The sequence below is a fragment of the Streptomyces desertarenae genome, from assembly GCF_042681365.1.
Lineage (GTDB): Bacteria > Actinomycetota > Actinomycetes > Streptomycetales > Streptomycetaceae > Streptomyces > Streptomyces desertarenae.
The window spans coordinates 53,870-74,586 of the sequence record NZ_JBHUFU010000020.1; the positions used below are offsets into that span (position 1 = coordinate 53,870).

Here is a 20,717-nt window from a genome sequence, read left to right on the forward strand (position 1 = left end):
CAGGTCCCGGCCGGACGCACGCCCGGGCGGCGGGCGACCGCGGCGGGGCGTTCGCTGCCCTCCTCGACCACGGCGACGGCGGTGCCGTACCCCGGCCGCGCGCGCAGTCGCTCCAGGGTCCGACGGGCCGCCGCTGCCGCTCGTGTACTCCCCCTGCTCCTCCTTCGGCGGGGAGGCTCCGCCGGGGAACTCCAGCCCGGCCGGATCGCCGCGGAGGCGGTGCCGGGCGGCGGCGTCCCCGGGGGCCGGTGCGCGCAGGGACGGCGGGGGAGGAGCCGGCTGCACGGGCATCCCTTCCGGATGGGCGATCGGCCACCCCCCATAGACTGCCCGTGTCCAGTGCCCGGCGCGACCGGCACGTTGAACACCGAGACCCGCGGGAGTCCGTCGTGGCCGAGTCCTCCTCGAAGTCCCCCTCGAAGGCCCCCTCCAAGGCAGCGTCCGAGTACAGCGCCGACGTGATCGTGGTCGGTGCCGGGCCGGCCGGCTCCACCACCGCCTACCACCTGGCCCGCTCCGGGCTCGACGTGCTGCTGCTGGAGAAGACGGCCTTCCCGCGGGAGAAGGTCTGCGGCGACGGTCTGACGCCGCGCGCGGTCAAGCAGCTCGTCGCGATGGGCATCGACGTCTCCGAGGAGGCGGGCTGGCTGCGCAACAAGGGACTGCGGATCATCGGCGGCGGGGTGCGGCTCCAGCTCGACTGGCCGGAGCTGGCGAGCTTCCCGGACTACGGACTGGTCCGCAGGCGCGACGACTTCGACGAGCAGCTGGCCCGGCAGGCCGAGAAGGCCGGGGCGCGGCTGTACGAGCGGTGCACCGTCGGTGCGCCGATCCTCGACGAGCGCACGGGGCGGATCACCGGCGTCGAGGCGAAGCTGGGCGAGGAGAAGAAGCCCGTCACCTTCCACGCGCCGCTGGTCGTCGCGGCCGACGGCAACTCCACGCGGCTGTCGGTGGCGATGGGCCTGCACCGGCGCGAGGACCGCCCGATGGGCGTGGCCGTGCGCACCTACTTCACCTCGCCGCGCCACGACGACGACTACCTGGAGTCCTGGCTGGAGCTGTGGGACCGGCGGGGGTCCGAGGACCGGCTGCTGCCCGGCTACGGCTGGATCTTCGGCATGGGCGACGGCACCTCCAACGTCGGTCTGGGCGTGCTCAACACCTCGTCGTCCTTCAAGGAGCTGGACTGGCGGGAGGTCCTCAAGGCGTGGTGCGCCTCCATGCCCGAGGACTGGGGCTACACGCCGGAGAACATGACGGGCCCGATCCGCGGCGCGGCGCTGCCGATGGCGTTCAACCGGCAGCCGCACTACACGCGGGGGCTGCTGCTGGTCGGTGACGCGGGCGGCATGGTCAACCCGTTCAACGGCGAGGGCATCGCGTACGCCATGGAGTCCGGGCAGATCGCGGCCGACGTCATCGTCCAGGCGCACGCGCGGCAGACCCCGGCGCAGCGGGAGATGGTGCTGCGCCGCTACCCGAGGATCCTCAAGGACACCTACGGCGGTTACTACACGCTGGGCCGCGCCTTCGTGAAGCTGATCGGCAACCCGAAGATCATGAAGCTGGCGGCCGAGCGCGGTCTGACGCACCCGCTGCTGATGCGCTTCACGCTGAAGCTGCTGGCCAACCTGACGGACCCGACGGGCGGTGACGCGATGGACCGCATCATCAACGGTCTGGCGAAGGTGGCGCCCAGGGCCTGAATCCGTCCCGTGTCCGGGCCGGCGCGCGCCGGCCCGGGCACGGGGGGCTCAGCTTCCCCACTGGTCGTGGGCGAGCTTGCCGACGAGTGCGACCACGACGACGAGCATCACGACCCGCACGAAGCCGCTGCCGCGTCTGAGGGCCATGCGCGCTCCCACGGTGCCGCCCGCCAGGTTGAACAGCGCCATGAACGGCGCGAGGGCCCACAGCACCGTTCCCTGCCAGGTGAACATCGCGAGCGCGCCCAGGTTCGTGCCGACGTTGACCACCTTGGCGGTCGCCGACGCCGTCACCATGTCCATCGAGAGCAGGGCGACCAGCCCTATCACCAGGAAGGTCCCGGTGCCCGGGCCGAGCAGCCCGTCGTAGAAGCCGATGCCGGCGCCGACGACCACGATCGCCGTGACGACCCGCTGCCGGGTGGCCGCGCCGCCGTCCGCGTTCTGCCCGAACTGCGGCCTCAGCACGACGAAGGCCGCCACCGCCAGCAGCAGGACCATGATCACGGGGCGCAGGACGTCGCTGTCCACCCCGGCGGCGAAGAAGGCTCCGCCGACCGCCGCCAGGGCCGCCACTCCGCCGAGCCGGACGGCGAGCCGGACGTCGACGGGCGCCCTGCGGGCGTAGGTCACCGCCGCCGCCGAGGTGCCGACGACACTGACCGCCTTGTTGGTGCCGAGCGCGTACACGGGGGCGAGCTGCGGGAAGGCGATCAGCAGCGCGGGCACCTGGAGCAGTCCGCCGCCGCCGACCACCGCGTCCACCCAGCCCGCCAGGGCGGCGGCGACGCACAGCAGCACCGCCGTGGTGAGGGTCAGGTCATGCACCGGGCCGCACACCCCTGCCGCAGCCGTCCGCGCCCGGTGTCCGGCCGCCGGGCCGGGCCGGGCCGCCGCCGCCCGGTCCGGCGGGCGGGGGCACCGGTGCGCCGGAGCGGGCGGCGCCGCGTGGTCGTGGGCCGGGGAGGAGGGGAGCGGAGAGGGCGGCACCGGGCCGCGCGGATATCGTCATGGAGTGCAGTCTCCGCTACTGGCGCCCCCTCTCACCAGCGGCTTCCGGTGTCCGGACCCGATGCGGAGGGAGCCGCGGTGTTCCCCGCCCCCGCGGCGGGGAACACCGCGGCGGGGCCGCGCGCCGTGCGCGCCCCGGTGACCCGCGGGACCTCAGAGGACGCGCACCGCGCCCGTCGGCATGTCGTAGCTCATGTCGCGCTCGACGACGCCGGTGGAGGGGTTCTGGGCGCCGACGAAGCGGCCGCCGCCGATGTAGACGGCCACGTGGTAGGCGCTGCCCGCACCGCCCCAGTACAGGATGTCGCCGGGCTGGAGGTTGCCCAGGGAGACCTGGACGCCGGCCGTCGACTGGCTCTGGGAGGTGCGGGGGAGGCTGATGCCGATCTGCCGGAAGGCGGCCTGGGTGAGGCCGGAGCAGTCGTAGGCGCTGGGGCCGGTGGCGCCCATGACGTAGGACTTGCCGACCTGGGCGCGCAGGAAGGAGACCAGCGCCGCGGTGTTGCCGCTGCCCACGGGGGCGGCCGCGGGTGCGGTGGTGTCCGGGGTGCCGGTGGTCCGGGCGGTGAGTGTGGTGCGCTGCGCGGCGCGCGAGGCGCGTTCCCGGGCCTCGCGCTCGGCGCGCTCCTTGCGCTCCGCCTCGGCGGCGGCCGCCCGGCGCTCCGCCTCGGCCTCGGCCTCGGCGCGCTCCCGGGCCTCGGACACCGCCTTCTGGGCGGCCCGGGCGCGGGCGGCCTCGGTCTCGTACCGGGTCGCGATCGTCCGCGAGGCGTCGGCGGCCTGCTGGGCGCCGGCGGCCAGGTCGGGGGTGATCACGGGCATCTCGATGGTGTCGCCGGCCGTCCTGCGCTCCTCGGCGGAGGAGGGGGCGGCCGAGGCGGTCACCGCGAGGGTGCTGAGGACGCCACCGGCAACCCCGGTGCGCAGCAGCGGGTTCCTGCCGGCACGGCGGGGCTTCCGGTGGCTGGGTATGTGGGCGGTCTGGGACATGGGACAACCGCTACCAGCAGCCGGAGGTTGCGTTCAACAAAGGTGTGGTGCGTCACATCGGGCGTGTCCATGCCCGTTTCGTGCCGTTCCGGGGACCGCCGGAGGCACTCCGGAAGTTGATCATTGCCCTGTTACGGGGCTGTGACCATGACATTGTCCGATTGATCCACTTCGCTCGGCGGGCGTACCACGCGGGCGCCTTCCGCGCAAAGGTGAGGGAGTGTCGGATGTGTCGCGAGTGGTGGACGTCACAGATTGAGCACGGATTCACGATCTTGAGGTGACCAAGGGGTGGATGGGGCGTGTGGTGTGCCGGTGCGGTCCGCCCCGACGCGGTCCGCTCCGGGGTGTCCCCGGAGGGCCGAAACCGCCTAGCAAGATCTTTCGTCCAAGGCAAATTTGCTTGCTCCCTCCACTGTTTGTTATTGCAGCACCCCTTCCCACCAGCGACAACGCGCCGGAATGTGACAGCTGGTGATCACTCGGCCGCTTCACGTATGAAGATCACCGTCCATCCGCCTTCATGATCCTTCGTCAGGTGGCGTAGATCACAAAGTCCTTCCCCCACCCCGTGTCGCAGATCACAGAGTGACGGGCATAGGATGCAGTCGAATCGGGCTTGTGAACTGCCTCACATATACGCGATCTTCGCGAACGGCACACCGGTCCGAAACGGCCCGCAGCGGCCCGCCGGCAGCGTCGTCGACTGGAAGGAGCGAGGAGCGGTGAACGTCTACGCGCCCATCCTCGTACTGGGAGCGCTAGGAGCAGCCTTCGCTGTCTTCTCCGTGGTCATGGCCTCGATCGTCGGCCCCAAGCGCTACAACAGGGCCAAGCTCGAGGCGTACGAGTGCGGCATCGAGCCCACCCCGCACGCCGCGGGCGGGGGCCGCTTCCCGATCAAGTACTACCTGACGGCGATGCTCTTCATCGTCTTCGACATCGAGATCGTCTTCCTCTACCCCTGGGCCGTCACCTTCGACGCCCTGGGGCTGTTCGGGCTCGTGGAGATGCTGCTCTTCGTGCTCACCGTCTTCGTCGCCTACGCCTACGTCTGGCGGCGCGGCGGCCTGGAATGGGACTAGGGGCGTACACATGGGTATCGAAGAGAAACTGCCGAGCGGCTTCCTGCTGACCACCGTCGAGCAGGCCGCCGGCTGGGTGCGCAAGTCGTCGGTCTTCCCGGCGACCTTCGGTCTGGCCTGCTGCGCCATCGAGATGATGACGACCGGCGCCGGCCGCTACGACCTCGCCCGCTTCGGCATGGAGGTCTTCCGCGGCTCGCCGCGCCAGGCGGACCTGATGATCGTGGCGGGCCGGGTCAGCCAGAAGATGGCGCCGGTGCTGCGGCAGGTCTACGACCAGATGCCGAACCCCAAGTGGGTCATCTCCATGGGCGTCTGCGCCTCCTCGGGCGGCATGTTCAACAACTACGCCATCGTGCAGGGCGTCGACCACATCGTTCCCGTCGACATCTACCTGCCCGGCTGCCCCCCGCGCCCCGAGATGCTGCTGGACGCGATCCTCAAGCTCCACCGGAAGATCCAGGAGGAGAAGCTCGGGGTCAACCGCGAGCAGGCCGCGCGCGAGGCGGAGGAGGCGGCGCTGAAGGCGCTTCCGACGATCGAGATGAAGGGGCTGCTCCGATGAGCGACGGAAAGGCAGGCGGCAACGGCGCCGTTCCCGCGCCGCGCGAGGACGCCGGGGAGGTGATCGACGTCCGCCGGGGCATGTTCGGCCCCAAGGACGGCGGCGACACCTCCGGCTACGGCGGACTGGTGCGCACCGTCCGGTTGCCGGGCGCGTCGAGCCGGCCGTACGGCGGCTGGTTCGACGAGGTCGCCGACGAGCTGGAGGGCGCCCTGGAGGAGCAGGGCCTGGTGCCCGAGGAGGTGATCGAGAAGACGGTCGTGGACCGCGGCGAGCTCACCTTCCACATCGCCCGCGAACACCTGCCGGCGACGGCCCGCATCCTGCGCGACGACCCGGCGCTGCGCTTCGAGATGTGCACCGGCGTCAGCGGCGTCCACTTCCCCGGCGACTCCGGGCGCGAGCTGCACGCCGTCTACCACCTGCGCTCGATCACCCACAACCGGCTCGTCCGGCTGGACGTCAGCGCCCCCGACAGCGATCCGCACATCCCGTCCATCGTCTCGGTCTACCCGACCAACGACTGGCACGAGCGGGAGACCTACGACTTCTTCGGCCTGGTCTTCGACGGCCACCCCGCCCTCACGCGGATCATGATGCCCGACGACTGGCAGGGCTTCCCGCAGCGCAAGGACTACCCCCTCGGCGGCATCCCCGTCGAGTACAAGGGCGCCCAGATCCCGGCTCCCGACCAGCGGAGGTCGTACAGCTGATGAGCACCTCGCACGCCACCCCGTCCGCGAGCGTCCGCGAGACCACCGAGGGCACCGTCTACACCGTCACCGGCGGCGACTGGGACGAGATCGCCACCGCCGCCGCCAGGGGCGACGACGAGAAGATCATCGTCAACATGGGCCCGCAGCACCCGTCCACGCACGGCGTGCTCCGGCTCATCCTGGAGATCGACGGCGAGACGGTCACCGAGGCCCGCTGCGGCATCGGCTACCTGCACACCGGCATCGAGAAGAACCTCGAGTACCGCAACTGGACGCAGGGCACGACCTTCGTGACGCGCATGGACTACCTCACGCCCTTCTTCAACGAGGCGGCGTACTGCCTGGCCGTGGAGAAACTGCTCGGCATCGAGGACCGGATCCCCGACCGGGCCAGCGTCATCCGCGTGATGATGATGGAGCTCAACCGGCTCTCCTCGCACCTGGTGTGCATCGCCACCGGCGGCATGGAGCTGGGCGCCACCACCGTGATGATCTACGGCTTCCGGGACCGCGAGATGATCCTGGACCTCTTCGAGCTGATCACCGGCCTGCGGATGAACCACGCCTACATCCGCCCCGGCGGCCTCGCCCAGGACCTGCCCGCCGGCGCGGTGGACCAGATCCGCGAGTTCGTCAAGAAGATGAAGAGGAACCTGCCGGAGTACGACAAGCTCTGCACCGGCAACCCCGTCTTCCAGGCCCGCCTGAAGGACGTCGGCTACCTCGACCTGGCCGGCTGCATGGCGCTGGGCGCCACCGGGCCCATCCTGCGCTCCACCGGGCTCCCGCACGACCTGCGCAAGGCGCAGCCGTACTGCGGCTACGAGACCTACGACTTCGAGGTCCCCGTCCAGGACACCTGCGACTCCTACGGGCGCTTCCTGATCCGGCTGGAGGAGATGCACCAGTCGCTGCGGATCGTCGAGCAGTGCCTGGACCGGCTGGAGCCCGGACCGGTGATGGTCGCGGACCGGAAGATCGCCTGGCCCGCGCAGCTCGCCCTCGGCCCGGACGGCCTCGGCAACTCCCTGGACCACATCAGGAACATCATGGGCACCTCGATGGAGGCCCTGATCCACCACTTCAAGCTGGTGACCGAGGGCTTCCGGGTGCCGCCCGGCCAGGTGTACGCCGCGGTGGAGTCCCCCAAGGGCGAGCTGGGCGTGCACGCGGTCAGCGACGGCGGGACCCGCCCCTACCGGGTCCACTTCCGCGACCCGTCCTTCACCAACCTGCAGACCATGGCGGCGATGTGCGAGGGCGGCCAGGTCGCCGACGTCATCGTCGCCGTCGCGTCCATCGACCCCGTGATGGGAGGCGTCGACCGGTGACAGAGGTATCGCTCGGGATGCCCCAGCTCCCCGCCCCCGACTACCCGGCCGAGGTCCGCGCCCGGCTGGAGGCGGACGCGAGGGAGATCATCGCCCGCTACCCCGGCAGCCGCTCGGCCCTGCTGCCGCTGCTGCACCTGGTGCAGTCGGAGGAGGGGTACGTCACCCCCACCGGCATGCGGTTCTGCGCCGAGCTGCTCGGGCTGACCACGGCCGAGGTCACCGCCGTGGCGACCTTCTACTCGATGTACCGGCGCAAGGCGTCGGGCGACTACCAGGTGGGGGTGTGCACCAACACCCTGTGCGCCGTGATGGGCGGCGACGCCATCTTCGAGGCGCTCCAGGAGCACCTGGGGATCGGCAACCAGGAGACCACCGGGGACGGCAAGGTGACCCTGGAGCACATCGAGTGCAACGCGGCCTGCGACTACGCGCCCGTGGTGATGGTCAACTGGGAGTTCTTCGACAACCAGACGCCCGAGAGCGCCCGGAGGCTCGTCGACGACCTGCGCGCCGGACGCGAGGTGCGGCCCACCCGCGGCGCCCCGCTGTGCACCTTCAAGGAGACGGCCCGCATCCTCGCCGGCTTCCCCGACGAGCGCCCCGGCGCCGTCGAGGCGACCGGCGGCGCGGGCCCCGCCTCCCTGGCCGGGCTGAAGCTGGCCAAGGGCGAGACGCCGGGGCCGAAGGTGGTCTCGCCGCGCGGGGAGGAACCGCCGGGCGCCGCGTCGGCCGGCCGGCCCGTCACCGGGACCGGTGAGGCGCCCGAGCCCCACCCCAGCTCCCACGACGCGCCACGGAGGACGGCCGCCTCCGATCCCGACAACCCGGCCGGCCCGGTGGCGAAGGAGGGCAAGTGATGGCCGCGGAACCAGCGGAGAAACTGCTGTCACCGGTGCTCTCGGCCTTCTGGGACGACCCCCGCTCCTGGACGCTGGAGACCTACCGGGCGCACGACGGCTACGAGGGCCTGCGCAAGGCCCTGGCGATGAAGCCCGACGACGTCATCGCCTACGTCAAGGACTCCGGTCTGCGCGGCCGCGGCGGCGCGGGCTTCCCCACGGGCATGAAGTGGCAGTTCATCCCCCAGGGCGACGGCAAGCCCCACTACCTGGTGGTCAACGCCGACGAGTCCGAGCCGGGCACCTGCAAGGACATCCCCCTCCTCTTCGCCAACCCGCACGCCCTGATCGAGGGCATCGTGATCGCCTGCCACGCGATCCGCTCCGGTCACGCCTTCGTCTACCTGCGCGGCGAGGTCGTCCCCGTGCTCCGGCGCCTCCACGCCGCCGTGCGCGAGGCCTACGAGGCGGGCTTCCTGGGCAAGGACATCCTCGGCTCCGGCCTGGACGTGGAGCTCACCGTGCACGCGGGCGCGGGCGCGTACATCTGCGGTGAGGAGACCGCCCTCCTGGACTCGCTGGAGGGACGGCGCGGCCAGCCCCGGCTGCGTCCCCCCTTCCCGGCCGTCGCGGGCCTGTACGCGTGCCCCACCGTCGTCAACAACGTCGAGTCCATCGCCTCGGTTCCCGCGATCATCCACCGGGGCAAGGAGTGGTTCCGCTCGATGGGCAGCGAGAAGTCCCCCGGCTTCACGCTGTACTCCCTCAGCGGCCACGTCGCCCGGCCCGGCCAGTACGAGGCGCCGCTGGGCATCACCCTGCGCCAGCTGCTGGAGATGAGCGGCGGCATGCGCCCCGGCCACCGGCTGAAGTTCTGGACCCCGGGCGGCTCCTCGACCCCGCTGCTGACCGACGAGCACCTCGACGTCCCGCTGGACTACGAGGGCGTCGGCGCCGCCGGCTCGATGCTGGGCACCAAGGCGCTCCAGTGCTTCGACGAGACCACCTGCGTGGTCCGCGCGGTGACCCGCTGGACGGAGTTCTACGCCCACGAGTCCTGCGGCAAGTGCACCCCCTGCCGCGAGGGCACCTACTGGCTGGTCCAGCTGATGCGCGACATCGAGGCGGGCAAGGCGGCGATGTCCGACCTCGACAAGATCGCCGACATCGCCGACAACATCAACGGCAAGTCCTTCTGCGCCCTCGGCGACGGCGCCGCCAGCCCGATCTTCTCCTCCCTGAAGTACTTCCGCGAGGAGTACGAGCAGCACATCACCGGGCGCGGCTGCCCCTTCGACCCGGCCAAGTCGACCCTGTGGGCCGACGGCCCGACCGCACACCTGGAGGTGAACGCGTGACCGTCACCACCGATGCCAAGGCCTCCGGGGGCGGTGAGGCTCCGCCGCCCGAGGAGCTGGTGACGCTGACGATCGACGGCGTCGAGGTCAGCGTGCCCAAGGGCACCCTGGTCATCCGCGCCGCCGAACTGCTCGGGATCGAGATCCCGCGCTTCTGCGACCACCCGCTGCTGGACCCGGCCGGCGCCTGCCGCCAGTGCATCGTCGAGGTCGAGGGCCAGCGCAAGCCGATGGCGTCCTGCACGATCACGTGCACGGACGGCATGGTGGTCAAGACCCACCTCACCTCGCCGGCGGCCGAGAAGGCCCAGCGCGGCGTGATGGAGCTGCTGCTCATCAACCACCCGCTGGACTGCCCGGTCTGCGACAAGGGCGGCGAGTGCCCCCTGCAGAACCAGGCCATGTCCCACGGGCAGGCCGACAGCCGCTTCGAGGGGAGCAAGCGCACCTACGCCAAGCCGGTCCCCCTCTCGACGCAGGTGCTGCTGGACCGCGAGCGGTGCGTGCTGTGCGCCCGCTGCACCCGCTTCTCCCAGCAGATCGCCGGCGACCCGATGATCGAGCTGGTCGAGCGCGGAGCGCTCCAGCAGGTCGGCACCGGCGAGGGCGAGCCCTTCCGGTCGTACTTCTCCGGCAACACCATCCAGATCTGCCCGGTCGGCGCGCTCACCTCCGCCGCCTACCGGTTCCGCTCCCGCCCCTTCGACCTGATCTCCTCGCCGGGGGTGTGCGAGCACTGCTCCGGCGGGTGCGCCATCCGCACCGACCACCGGCGCGGCAAGGTCATGCGGCGGCTGGCCGCCGACGACCCCCAGGTCAACGAGGAGTGGATCTGCGACAAGGGCCGCTTCGCCTTCCGCTACGCCCAGCAGCGCGACCGGCTCACCCACCCGCTGGTGCGGAGCGCGCGGACCGGTGAGCTGGAGCCCGCGAGCTGGCCCGAGGCGCTGGCGGCGGCGGCGAAGGGCCTGTCGACCGCCCGCGGCCGCACCGGCGTCCTCACCGGCGGACGGCTGACGGTGGAGGACGCCTACGCGTACGCCAAGTTCGCGCGGGTCGCCCTCGGCACCAACGACATCGACTTCCGCGCCCGCGTCCACAGCGCCGAGGAGGCCGACTTCCTCGCCTCCCAGGTCGCCGGCCGCGGCGTCGACGTCGACGGGAGCGGCGTCACCCACACCGCGCTGGAGAAGGCGCCGGCCGTGCTGCTGGTCGGCTTCGAGTCGGAGGAGGAGGCCCCCGGCGTCTTCCTGCGGCTGCGCAAGGCCCACCGCAGGCATGGGCAGCAGGTCTTCTCCCTGGCCACCCACGCCACCCGGGGGCTGGAGAAGGCCGGCGGCATCCTGCTGCCGGCCGCGCCGCACACCGAGACCGAGTGGCTGGACGCGCTGGCCGGCGGGGACACCGCCGCCGGCGGCGGGCGGAGCGTCGGCCTGGACGAGCAGGGGCGGCGGGCGGCCGAGGCGCTGCGCACCGAGGGCGCGGTGATCGTCGTCGGCGAGCGGCTGGCCGCCGTGCCCGGCGGGTTCACCGCCGCCGTGCGGACCGCCACCGCCACCGGCGCCCGCCTGGTGTGGATCCCGCGCCGGGCCGGGGAGCGCGGCGCCGTCGAGGCCGGGGCCCTCCCCGGGCTGCTGCCCGGCGGCCGTCCGGCCGCCGATCCGCGCGCCCGCGAGGAGACCGCGGCCGTCTGGGGCGTGGCCGACCTGCCCACCCGCTACGGACGCGACACCGGCCGCATCATCGACGCCGCGGCCGGCGGCGAGCTGGCGGCGCTGCTGGTCGCCGGCGTCGAGGTCGACGACCTGCCCGACCCGGAACGGGCGCTCGCCGCGCTGGACGCGGTCGGCTTCGTCGTCAGCCTGGAGCAGCGGCCCTCCCAGGTCACCGAGCGGGCCGACGTGGTCCTGCCCGTGGCCGCCGTCGTCGAGAAGGCCGGCTCCTTCCTCAACTGGGAGGGACGCCACCGCCCGTTCGAGGCCGCGATCAAGCCCGACCAGATGACCCGCCGCCTCGCCCAGCCCGACGCCCGCGTGCTGCACATGCTCGCCGACGCCCTCGACGTCCACCTCGGCCTGCCCGACGTGCGGACGATCCGCGCCGAGATGCGGAGGCTGGGCCCGTGGAGCGGGCCGCGCGCCGCCGGTCCGGAGGAGACCGTGCGGCAGACGCCGCGCCCCGCCGCCGGGGAGGCCGTCCTCGCCGGGCACCGGCTGCTGCTGGACCGCGGGCGGCTCCAGGACGGCGACGAGGCGCTCGCCGGCACCCGGCACACCGCCGTCGCCCGGCTGTCGGCCGCCACGGCCGCCGAGGTCGGGGTCGCCGACGGCGGTGAGCTGGCCGTCACCGGGCCCGCCGGGACGGTCACCCTGCCGCTGGAGATCACGCCGATGCCCGACCGGGTGGTCTGGCTGCCGCTGAACTCCGCCCCCACGGGGCGGGGCGTCCAGCGCGACCTGGGCACCGTGCCCGGGCGGCTGGTGAGGCTGTCGGCCGCGTCCGCCGCGGACGCGGGGCGGCGGCCCGAGGAGACGAAGGGGGTGGAGGCGTGATGAGCCCGTCCGTCCTGGCCGCCGGGCCGGTGGTCCTCGCCGAGGAGGACCTGTCGATGTTCGGCACCGATCCCTGGTGGCTGATCGGCCTCAAGGCGGTCTTCTGCTTCGCGTTCCTGATGGTGACCGTGCTGATCTCCATCGTGATGGAGCGCAAGGTCGTCGCCTGGATGCAGTTGCGCATCGGCCCCAACCGGCACGGCCCCTGGGGCATGCTCCAGTCGCTGGCCGACGGCATCAAGCTGATGCTCAAGGAGGACGTCAACGTCAAGGCCGCCGACAAGGCCGTCTACATCCTGGCCCCCATCGTCGGTGCCATCCCGGCCTTCATGGCCATCGCGGTGATCCCCTTCGGGCCCCCCGGCAACGAGGTGTCGGTCTTCGGCACCCGCACCGCCATGCAGCTCACCGACCTGCCGGTGGCCGCCCTGTACATCCTCGCCACCGGTTCCATCGCCGCCTACGGCGTGGTGCTGGCCGGCTGGTCGTCGGGCTCCACCTACCCGCTGCTCGGCGGTGTGCGGGCCACGGCCCAGGTGATCTCCTACGAGGTCGCGATGGGCCTCAGCTTCGCCGCGGTCTTCCTCTACTCCGGCTCGATGTCCACCTCGACGATCGTCGGGGCGCAGACCGACACCTGGTTCGCGGTGCTGCTGCCGGTGTCGTTCCTCATCTACATGGTGGCGATGGTCGGCGAGGCGCACCGCGCGCCCTTCGACATGCCCGAGTCCGAGGGCGACCTGGTCGGCGGCTTCAACACCGAGTACTCGTCGATCAAGTTCGCGATGTTCATGCTCGCCGAGTACGTCCACATGGTCACCGTCTCGGCCCTGGCGGCCACCCTCTTCCTGGGCGGCTGGCGCGCCCCGGCGCCGATCAGCACCTACTGGGAGGGCGCCAACCACGGCTGGTGGCCGCTGCTGTGGTTCGTCCTCAAGGTGAACCTGCTGCTGTTCCTCTTCGTCTGGCTGCGCGGCACCCTCCCGCGGGTGCGCTACGACCAGTTCATGAAGCTGGGCTGGAAGGTCCTGATCCCCGTCTCGCTGGCCTGGCTGATGCTGGTGGCCACCGTGCGGGCGCTGCGCAACGAGGGCTACGGCTTCGGCGACATCGTGCTGTGGGTCGCCGGCGCGGCGCTGGTGCTGCTCGTCCTCTCCTTCGTCTACGACGCCGTCCGCGAGCGCAGGGACCGCGCGGAGGAGGACGCCCGGAAGGCGGCCGGGGACGAGGCGCCCTTCGACCCGATGGCGGGCGGATACCCCGTGCCGCCGCTGCCCGGACAGACCCTGCCGCCCGTACCGCGCCGGCGACCGCGCCGCGAGCGGGAGACCGTCGGCGTGGCCTCCGGCGCGGACGGCGAGTCCAGCGAGACCGGCAAGGCCAGGGAGGCCGACGATGCCTGAGTTCGACAATCCGGTGGCCGGCTTCGGCGTGACCTTCAAGGCCATGTTCAAGAAGCGGCTCACCGAGCAGTACCCCGAGCAGAAGAAGCCCACCGCGCCCCGCTTCCACGGCCGGCACCAGCTCAACCGCCACCCGGACGGCCTGGAGAAGTGCGTCGGCTGCGAGCTGTGCGCCTGGGCCTGCCCGGCCGACGCGATCTACGTGGAGGGCGCGGACAACACCGACGAGGAGCGCTACTCGCCCGGTGAGCGCTACGGCCGCGTCTACCAGATCAACTACCTGCGCTGCATCCTGTGCGGCCTGTGCGTCGAGGCGTGCCCCACCCGGGCGCTGACCATGACCAACGAGTACGAACTGGCCGACCGGACCCGCGAGTCGCTCATCTACACCAAGGAGGAGCTGCTCGCGGGGCTGGAGGAGGGCATGGTCGACACCCCGCACGCGATCTTCCCGGGCATGACGGAGAAGGACTACTACCGGGGCCTGGTCACCGAGGCCGCCCCCGGCACCGTCCGGCAGGAGCCCCGCTCCGGGCACCCGGGCGACGAGGCGCCGCAGACCGCCGCGTCCACCTTCGGCCCGGCCGAACCGGCCTCCGAGGGGGTGACGGAGAAGTGACCGCCTCCTCGCTCCTGGCCGCCGCCTCCACCACCTCCACCGGCGAGGCGGTGCAGTTCTGGGTCCTGGGCACGGTCGCGGTGCTGGGCGCGCTCGGCACCGTGCTGATGAGGCGGTCGGTGCACTCGGCCCTCTGCCTCGCCGGGACCATGATCGTGCTGGCCGTGTTCTACCTGGCCAACGGCGCCTACTTCCTGGGCATCGTGCAGATCGTCGTCTACACGGGCGCGGTCATGATGCTCTTCCTGTTCGTGCTGATGCTCGTCGGCGTCACCGCCGCCGACTCGCTGAAGGAGACGATCAAGGGCCAGCGCTGGCTGGCGCTGCTGTGCGGTCTGGGCTTCGGCGTCCTGCTGCTCGGCGGCATCGGCAACGCCTCGGTGAGGACCTTCACCGGACTCGCCCAGGCCAACGCCGGCGGCAACGTCCAGGGCCTGGCCCGGGCGCTGTTCACCGACTACGTCTTCGCCTTCGAGATCACCGGCGCGCTCCTGGTCACCGCGGCCGTCGCCGCCATGGTGCTCACCCACCGCGAGCGCACCGAGCGCCGCAGCACCCAGCGCGAACTGGCCGAGAAGCGGATCCGCGAGGGCGAGCACCTGCCCCCGCTGCCCGCACCCGGCGTGTACGCCCGGCACAACGCCGTGGACATCCCCGGCCTGCTGCCCGACGGCACGCCGTCCGAGCTCACCGTCAACGCCACGCTGCGCGGCCGCGGCCAGGTCCGGGACGTCTCCCGCCAGGCCCTGGCCGACCTGGCGGCGCTGGAGCGGCGCACCGGTGAGTACCTGGGGCGCGGCGCCACGGACGTCCGCGCCGTACGGGACGCCGCGGACGTGCGGACGGACGTCTCGGACGACTCCCCGGTCCCCGCGGACCGGGACAGGGACAGGGACGGTGACCGCGATGGTGACCGGGACAGGGAGGCCGCCCAGTGAACCCGGTGAACTACCTCTACCTGGCCGCCCTGCTGTTCACCATCGGGGCCTCCGGGGTGCTGCTGCGGCGGAACGCGATCGTCGTGTTCATGAGCGTGGAGCTGATGCTGAACGCGGCCAACCTCGCGCTCGTCACCTTCTCCCGGATGCACGGCAACCTCGACGGCCAGATCATCGCGTTCTTCACGATGGTCGTCGCCGCCGCGGAGGTCGTGGTCGGCCTGGCGATCATCGTGACGATCTTCCGGTCCCGCCACTCGGCCTCGGTCGACGACGCCAGCCTGATGAAGTTGTGAGGGGTAGCGAACAGTGGAGACTCTGATCGGACTGCTCGTCGCGGCCCCCCTGCTGGGCGCGGCCGTGCTGCTGTGCGGCGGGCGGAGGCTGGACCGGACCGGCCACTGGATCGGCACGGTGCTGGCCGCCGCGTCCTTCGCCGCGGCGGCCGTGCTCTTCGCCGACATGCTCGGCCGCGAAGCGGACGACCGGGCCATGCACCAGCACGTGTTCAGCTGGATCCCGGTGAACGGCTTCCAGGCCGACGTCGCCTTCCAGCTCGACCAGCTGTCGATGACCTTCGTGCTGCTGATCACCGGCGTGGGCACCCTGATCCACGTCTACTCGATCGGCTACATGGAGCACGACGAGCGCCGCCGCCGCTTCTTCGGCTACCTCAACCTGTTCCTCGCGGCGATGCTCCTGCTGGTGCTCGCCGACAACTACCTGCTGCTGTACGCCGGCTGGGAGGGCGTGGGCCTCGCCTCGTACCTGCTGATCGGCTTCTGGCAGCACAAGCCCAGCGCGGCGACGGCGGCGAAGAAGGCGTTCATCGTCAACCGCGTCGGCGACATCGGCCTGTCGATCGCCATCATGATCATGTTCAGCACCTTCGGGACGTTCGCCTTCGGCCCGGTGCTGGACTCGGCCGGCGAGACGGGCGAGGGCACGCTCACCGCCGTCGGCCTGATGCTGCTGCTGGCCGCCTGCGGCAAGTCGGCCCAGGTGCCGCTCCAGTCCTGGCTCGGCGACGCGATGGAGGGCCCGACCCCGGTCTCCGCCCTCATCCACGCCGCGACGATGGTCACCGCCGGCGTCTACCTGATCGTCCGCTCCGGTGCGATCTTCGACGCCGCGCCCACCGCGCAGACCGCCGTGGTGGTCGTCGGTGCCGTCACGCTGCTGTTCGGTGCGATCGTCGGTTGCGCCAAGGACGACATCAAGAAGGCCCTGGCCGGCTCGACGATGTCGCAGATCGGCTACATGGTGCTGGCGGCGGGGCTGGGGCCGATCGGCTACGCCTTCGCGATCATGCACCTGGTCACCCACGGCTTCTTCAAGGCCGGGCTCTTCCTCGGCGCCGGCTCGGTGATGCACGGCATGAACGACGAGGTGGACATGCGCCGCTACGGCGGACTGCGCAAGCACATGCCCGTCACGTTCGTCACCTTCGGCCTGGGCTACCTGGCGATCATCGGCTTCCCCGGCCTGTCCGGCTTCTTCTCCAAGGACATGATCATCGAGGCGGCGTTCGCCAAGGGCGGCGCCCAGGGCTGGATCCTCGGCGGCGCGGCCCTGCTGGGCGCGGCCATCACCGCGTTCTACATGACGCGCGTGATGCTGATGACGTTCTTCGGCGAGGAGCGCTGGCGCAACGCCCCCGCCCCGTCGCCGAAGGACCCGGACGTGGAGCCGGTCGCGCGGACGCGCGGCGCGTACGAGGCGCCGCACCCGCACGAGTCGCCGGCGTCGATGACGATCCCCATGATCGTCCTGGCCTTCGGCTCGGTCTTCGCGGGCGGGCTGTTCAGCTGGGGCGACGCCTTCGTCCACTGGCTGGAGCCGGTCACCTCCTTCGAGCACGGCCACCCGCCGATCGGCGCCGCCGCGGTCACCGCCGCCACGGTCGCCGCCCTGGTGCTGGGCGCCGGGCTGGCCTGGCTGATGTACGGCCGCCGCCCCGTGCCCGCGGTCGCGCCGCGCGGTTCGCTGCTCACCCGGGCCGCGCGCCGGGACCTGCTCCAGGACGACTTCAACCACGTGGCGCTGGTCAAGCCCGGCGAGTACCTCACCCGCGGGCTGGTCTACCTCGACCACACGGTGGTCGACGGCGTCGTCAACGGCACCGCGGCGTCGGTCGGGGGCCTGTCCGGCCGGACGAGGCGGCTCCAGAACGGTTACGCCCGCAGTTACGCGGTCTCGATGTTCGGCGGTGCGGCGGTCCTCGTCGCCGCGACCCTGCTGATGAGGGCGGTCTGATCCCATGTCCTTTCCCCTGCTGACGGCAACGGCCGTGCTGCCCGCCATCGGCGCGGTCGCCACCGCCGCCGTGCCCGCCGCCCGGCGGACAGCGGCCAAGTGGCTGGCGCTGGCCGTCTCCCTGGCGACCCTGGTGCTCGCCGCGGTCGTCGCCTTCCGCTTCGACCCCGGCGGCGACCGCTACCAGCTCACCGAATCCCACTCCTGGATCGCCGACTTCGGCGTCCGCTACGAACTGGGCGTGGACGGCATCGGGGTCGCCCTGATCGCGCTGACCGCCCTGCTGATCCCCTTCGTCGTCCTGGCCGGCTGGCACGACGCCGACCCCCTGGAGGAGGAGAGGCCCAACCGGCGGTGGCGGCCCACCCAGGGCTTCTTCGCGCTGATCCTGGCCGTCGAGGCGATGGTGATCGTCTCCTTCGCGGCCACCGACGTCTTCCTCTTCTACATCTTCTTCGAGGCCATGCTGATCCCGATGTACTTCCTCATCGGGGGCTTCGGGGACCGGGCCGGACCGCACGGCGAGGAGGAGACGGCCAAGCAGCGCTCCTACGCGGCCGTGAAGTTCCTGCTCTACAACCTGGCCGGCGGCCTGGTCATGCTGGCCGCGGTGATCGGCCTGTACGTCGTCACCGCCGACCAGCTCGGTGAGGGCACCTTCTCACTCCAGGCGATCACCGAGGCCCGGCAGTCCGGCGAGCTGACGATGGCCCAGAACACCGAGCGGCTGCTCTTCCTCGGCTTCTTCCTCGCCTTCGCGGTGAAGGCGCCGCTGTGGCCGCTGCACACCTGGCTGCCCAACGCCATGGGCGAGTCCACCGCGCCGGTCGCCGTGCTCATCACGGCGGTGGTCGACAAGGTGGGCACCTTCGCGATGCTCCGCTTCTGCCTCGGCCTCTTCCCCGGGGCCAGCGAGTGGGCCACCCCGGTGGTGATCACGCTGGCGCTGGTCAGCATCGTCTACGGCGCCCTGCTCGCCATCGGCCAGCGCGACATCAAGCGGCTGATCGCCTACGCCTCGATCTCCCACTTCGGCTTCATCATCCTGGGCGTCTTCGCGATGACCAGCCAGGGTCAGAGCGGGGCGACGCTCTACATGGTCAACCACGGGATCTCCACCGCCGCCCTGATGCTGGTGGCCGGCTTCCTGATCTCGCGGCGCGGCTCGCGGCTCATCGCCGACTACGGCGGCGTGCAGAAGGCCGCGCCGGTGCTGGCCGGAACCTTCCTGATCGGCGGCCTGGCCACCCTGTCGCTGCCGGGCCTGGCGCCGTTCGTCAGCGAGTTCCTGGTGCTGGTGGGCACCTTCACCCGCTACCCGGTGGCCGGGATCGTGGCGACGTCCGGCATCGTCCTGGCCGCGCTGTACGTGCTGATCCTCTACCAGCGCACCATGACCGGGCCGGCCAGGCCGGAGACCGAGCGCATGCCGGACCTGAGGGTGCGCGAGCTGGCGGTCGTGGCACCGCTGATCGCCCTGCTGGTCCTCCTCGGCGTCTTCCCCAAGCCGCTGACCGAGATCGTCAACCCGGCGGTCGAGCACACCCTCTCGGACGTGCGGAAGACCGACCCCCAGCCTGAGGTGGAGGCCGCGAAGTGAGCACCAGCCCCACGGAACTCACCCTGCGGGCGCAGGAGTCGATCCCGGCGCCCGACATCGAGTACGGCCGGCTCGCACCGGTGCTGATCGTCATCGGCGCCGCCGTCCTCGGCGTGCTGGTCGAGGCGTTCGTGCCGCGCCGCGGCCGGTACCCGGCCCAGGTCGCGCTCTGCGTCCTCGCCCTGGCGTCGGCCTTCGCGGCCGTCGTCGGCCTGGCCGCCTCCGGGAGCGCCACCGGCGAGGCGGGCCTGATCGCCATGGGGGCGCTGGCGATGGACGGCCCGGCGCTGTTCCTCCAGGGCGTGATCCTGCTGGTGTCGCTGGTGGCGGTGTTCACCTTCGCCGAACGCCGGCTGGACCCGCTGGCGCACGGCCGGCACGTGGACTCCTTCGCCGCCGCGGGCGCCGCCGTACCCGGCGGCGAGGCCGAGAAGGCCGCCGTCAAGGCCGGGTTCACCACCACCGAGGTCTACCCGCTGCTGCTCTTCGCGGTCGGCGGCATGCTGGTCTTCCCGGCCGCCAACGACCTGCTGACCCTCTTCATCGCGCTGGAGGTCTTCTCCCTCCCGCTGTACGTGCTGTGCGCGCTGGCCCGCCGCAAGCGGCTGATGTCGCAGGAGGCGGCGCTCAAGTACTTCCTGCTGGGCGCCTTCTCCTCCGCCTTCCTGCTCTTCGGCATCGCGCTGCTGTACGGGTACGCGGGCACGGTGAAGTACGCGGGCATCGCCGCGGTCGTCTCGGACACCAACCGGGAGGTCACCGAGGCCCTGGCCGCGACGACCGGCAACGACGCGCTGCTGCTCACCGGCGGGGCGCTGCTGGTGATGGGGCTGCTGTTCAAGGTCGGCGCCGTGCCGTTCCACATGTGGACGCCGGACGTCTACCAGGGCGCCCCCACCCCCGTCACGGGCTTCATGGCCGCCGCCACCAAGGTCGCCGCCTTCGGCGCCCTGCTGCGGCTGCTGTACGTCGTCCTGCCGGGGCTCACCTGGGACTGGCGGCCGGTGATGTGGGGCGTGGCGATCGCCTCGATGGTGGCCGGCGCGGTCATCGCCATCACGCAGACCGACGTCAAGCGGCTGCTGGCGTACTCCTCGATCGCGCACGCGGGCTTCATCCTCGCCGGTGTGGTCGCGGCGACGCCCAGCGGCATCTCCTCGGTGCTCTTCTACCTGGCCGCCTACTCCTTCGTCACGCTCGGCTCCTTCGCCGTGGTGACGCTGGTGCGGGACGCCGGGGGCGAGGCCACCCACCTGTCGGGCTGGGCCGGTCTGGGGAGGCGCTCGCCGCTGGTGGCCGCGGTCTTCGCGGTCTTCCTGCTGGCCTTCGCGGGCATCCCGCTGACCTCCGGGTTCGCGGGCAAGTTCGCGGTCTTCAAGGCGGCGGCGGAGGGCGGCGCGGGAGCGCTGGTGGTCGTGGGCGTGATCGCCTCGGCCGTCGCGGCGTTCTTCTACGTCCGCGTCATCGTCCTGATGTTCTTCAGCGAGCCGAGGGCGGAGGGGCCGTCGGTGGCGGTCCCCAGCCCGCTGACCACGACGGCGATCGCCGTCGGCGTGGTGGTCACGGTGGTGCTGGGCGTCGCCCCGCAGTACTTCCTGGACCTGGCCTCCCAGGCGGGGGTGTTCGCGCGCTGAGAGGCGCGGGGGCGCACGACGGCGGACGGCCGCCCGGCACGGACGGTGCCCGGGCCCGCCGCCGCGTTCATCACCAGGTCGGACAGGCCCTGGACGGCCGCGCGGGAG

17 protein-coding genes are annotated in these 20,717 nt (G+C 71.9%); 15 read left to right on the top strand and 2 right to left on the bottom strand.

The window, feature by feature from the left end; all coding sequences use genetic code 11:
- Positions 1-389: 389 nt before the first annotated feature.
- Positions 390-1,709, top strand: coding sequence for a geranylgeranyl reductase family protein (locus ACFSJS_RS24875; RefSeq protein WP_380904164.1), 1,320 nt, complete (start codon positions 390-392; stop codon positions 1,707-1,709).
- A gap of 48 nt (positions 1,710-1,757) precedes the next feature.
- On the opposite strand, the gene ACFSJS_RS24880 is transcribed toward ACFSJS_RS24875, so the two are convergent.
- Together ACFSJS_RS24880 and ACFSJS_RS24885 are read right to left on the bottom strand one after the other, a co-directional pair.
- Positions 1,758-2,537: a TSUP family transporter gene (locus ACFSJS_RS24880; RefSeq protein ID WP_380904166.1), complete on the bottom strand. Its 780-nt coding sequence runs from the start codon at positions 2,535-2,537 to the stop codon at positions 1,758-1,760.
- Between the two features lie 336 nt (positions 2,538-2,873).
- Positions 2,874-3,710 (bottom strand): C40 family peptidase, encoded by an 837-nt coding sequence (locus tag ACFSJS_RS24885; RefSeq protein WP_380904168.1) that lies wholly within the window; start codon positions 3,708-3,710, stop codon positions 2,874-2,876.
- Positions 3,711-4,435: 725 nt separating this feature from the next.
- On the opposite strand from ACFSJS_RS24885, the gene ACFSJS_RS24890 reads away from it, so the two are divergent.
- Genes ACFSJS_RS24890 through nuoN form a run of 14 tightly spaced genes read left to right on the top strand, consistent with a single transcriptional unit; the run spans position 4,436 to position 20,609 of the window.
- Positions 4,436-4,795 carry an NADH-quinone oxidoreductase subunit A gene (locus ACFSJS_RS24890; RefSeq protein WP_162466240.1) on the top strand — a complete coding sequence of 120 codons (360 nt, stop codon included), beginning with the start codon at positions 4,436-4,438 and terminating at the stop codon, positions 4,793-4,795.
- Positions 4,796-4,805: 10 nt separating this feature from the next.
- Positions 4,806-5,360, top strand: a complete 555-nt coding sequence (locus ACFSJS_RS24895) for a NuoB/complex I 20 kDa subunit family protein (protein WP_380904170.1) — start codon at positions 4,806-4,808, stop codon at positions 5,358-5,360.
- Positions 5,357-6,073, top strand: coding sequence for an NADH-quinone oxidoreductase subunit C (locus ACFSJS_RS24900; RefSeq protein ID WP_380904172.1), 717 nt, complete (start codon positions 5,357-5,359; stop codon positions 6,071-6,073). Before ACFSJS_RS24895 ends, ACFSJS_RS24900 begins: the two co-directional genes overlap by 4 nt.
- The gene (locus ACFSJS_RS24905) at positions 6,073-7,407 is read left to right on the top strand and encodes an NADH-quinone oxidoreductase subunit D (RefSeq protein ID WP_380904174.1); all 1,335 of its coding nucleotides are present in this window, start codon (positions 6,073-6,075) and stop codon (positions 7,405-7,407) included. The genes ACFSJS_RS24900 and ACFSJS_RS24905 overlap by 1 nt, the downstream gene beginning before the upstream one ends.
- Positions 7,404-8,267, top strand: a complete 864-nt coding sequence (nuoE, locus tag ACFSJS_RS24910) for an NADH-quinone oxidoreductase subunit NuoE (protein WP_380904176.1) — start codon at positions 7,404-7,406, stop codon at positions 8,265-8,267. The genes ACFSJS_RS24905 and nuoE overlap by 4 nt, the downstream gene beginning before the upstream one ends.
- Positions 8,267-9,607, top strand: a complete 1,341-nt coding sequence (gene nuoF / locus ACFSJS_RS24915; protein WP_380904178.1) for an NADH-quinone oxidoreductase subunit NuoF — start codon at positions 8,267-8,269, stop codon at positions 9,605-9,607. The genes nuoE and nuoF overlap by 1 nt, the downstream gene beginning before the upstream one ends.
- Positions 9,604-12,159: an NADH-quinone oxidoreductase subunit G gene (locus tag ACFSJS_RS24920; protein ID WP_380904180.1), complete on the top strand. Its 2,556-nt coding sequence runs from the start codon at positions 9,604-9,606 to the stop codon at positions 12,157-12,159. Before nuoF ends, ACFSJS_RS24920 begins: the two co-directional genes overlap by 4 nt.
- Positions 12,159-13,562, top strand: coding sequence for an NADH-quinone oxidoreductase subunit NuoH (nuoH, locus tag ACFSJS_RS24925; protein WP_380904182.1), 1,404 nt, complete (start codon positions 12,159-12,161; stop codon positions 13,560-13,562). Before ACFSJS_RS24920 ends, nuoH begins: the two co-directional genes overlap by 1 nt.
- Complete coding sequence (nuoI, locus tag ACFSJS_RS24930) at positions 13,555-14,181, top strand: NADH-quinone oxidoreductase subunit NuoI (RefSeq protein WP_380904184.1); 627 nt, start codon at positions 13,555-13,557, stop codon at positions 14,179-14,181. Before nuoH ends, nuoI begins: the two co-directional genes overlap by 8 nt.
- On the top strand, positions 14,178-15,119 hold the full coding sequence (locus ACFSJS_RS24935; RefSeq protein WP_380904186.1) for an NADH-quinone oxidoreductase subunit J: 942 nt from the start codon (positions 14,178-14,180) through the stop codon (positions 15,117-15,119). Before nuoI ends, ACFSJS_RS24935 begins: the two co-directional genes overlap by 4 nt.
- Positions 15,116-15,415: an NADH-quinone oxidoreductase subunit NuoK gene (nuoK, locus tag ACFSJS_RS24940; RefSeq protein ID WP_162466244.1), complete on the top strand. Its 300-nt coding sequence runs from the start codon at positions 15,116-15,118 to the stop codon at positions 15,413-15,415. The genes ACFSJS_RS24935 and nuoK overlap by 4 nt, the downstream gene beginning before the upstream one ends.
- Positions 15,416-15,428: 13 nt before the next feature.
- The gene (gene nuoL, locus ACFSJS_RS24945; protein WP_380904189.1) at positions 15,429-17,375 is read left to right on the top strand and encodes an NADH-quinone oxidoreductase subunit L; all 1,947 of its coding nucleotides are present in this window, start codon (positions 15,429-15,431) and stop codon (positions 17,373-17,375) included.
- 4 nt (positions 17,376-17,379) lie between these two features.
- Positions 17,380-18,975: an NADH-quinone oxidoreductase subunit M gene (locus tag ACFSJS_RS24950; RefSeq protein ID WP_380904191.1), complete on the top strand. Its 1,596-nt coding sequence runs from the start codon at positions 17,380-17,382 to the stop codon at positions 18,973-18,975.
- Positions 18,972-20,609, top strand: a complete 1,638-nt coding sequence (gene nuoN, locus ACFSJS_RS24955; RefSeq protein WP_380904193.1) for an NADH-quinone oxidoreductase subunit NuoN — start codon at positions 18,972-18,974, stop codon at positions 20,607-20,609. The genes ACFSJS_RS24950 and nuoN overlap by 4 nt, the downstream gene beginning before the upstream one ends.
- Positions 20,610-20,717: the final 108 nt, after the last annotated feature.

Bases quoted from the DNA above. Each gene is read 5' to 3' on its own strand.
- nuoF (WP_380904178.1), top strand. From the start codon at position 8,267: ATGGCCGCGGAACCAGCGGAGAAACTGCTGTCACCGGTGCTCTCGGCC.
- ACFSJS_RS24885 (WP_380904168.1), bottom strand. From the start codon at position 3,710: ATGTCCCAGACCGCCCACATACCCAGCCACCGGAAGCCCCGCCGTGCC.
- nuoH (WP_380904182.1), top strand. From the start codon at position 12,159: ATGAGCCCGTCCGTCCTGGCCGCCGGGCCGGTGGTCCTCGCCGAGGAG.
- ACFSJS_RS24905 (WP_380904174.1), top strand. From the start codon at position 6,073: ATGAGCACCTCGCACGCCACCCCGTCCGCGAGCGTCCGCGAGACCACC.
- ACFSJS_RS24900 (WP_380904172.1), top strand. From the start codon at position 5,357: ATGAGCGACGGAAAGGCAGGCGGCAACGGCGCCGTTCCCGCGCCGCGC.
- ACFSJS_RS24895 (WP_380904170.1), top strand. From the start codon at position 4,806: ATGGGTATCGAAGAGAAACTGCCGAGCGGCTTCCTGCTGACCACCGTC.
- ACFSJS_RS24950 (WP_380904191.1), top strand. From the start codon at position 17,380: ATGTCCTTTCCCCTGCTGACGGCAACGGCCGTGCTGCCCGCCATCGGC.
- nuoI (WP_380904184.1), top strand. From the start codon at position 13,555: ATGCCTGAGTTCGACAATCCGGTGGCCGGCTTCGGCGTGACCTTCAAG.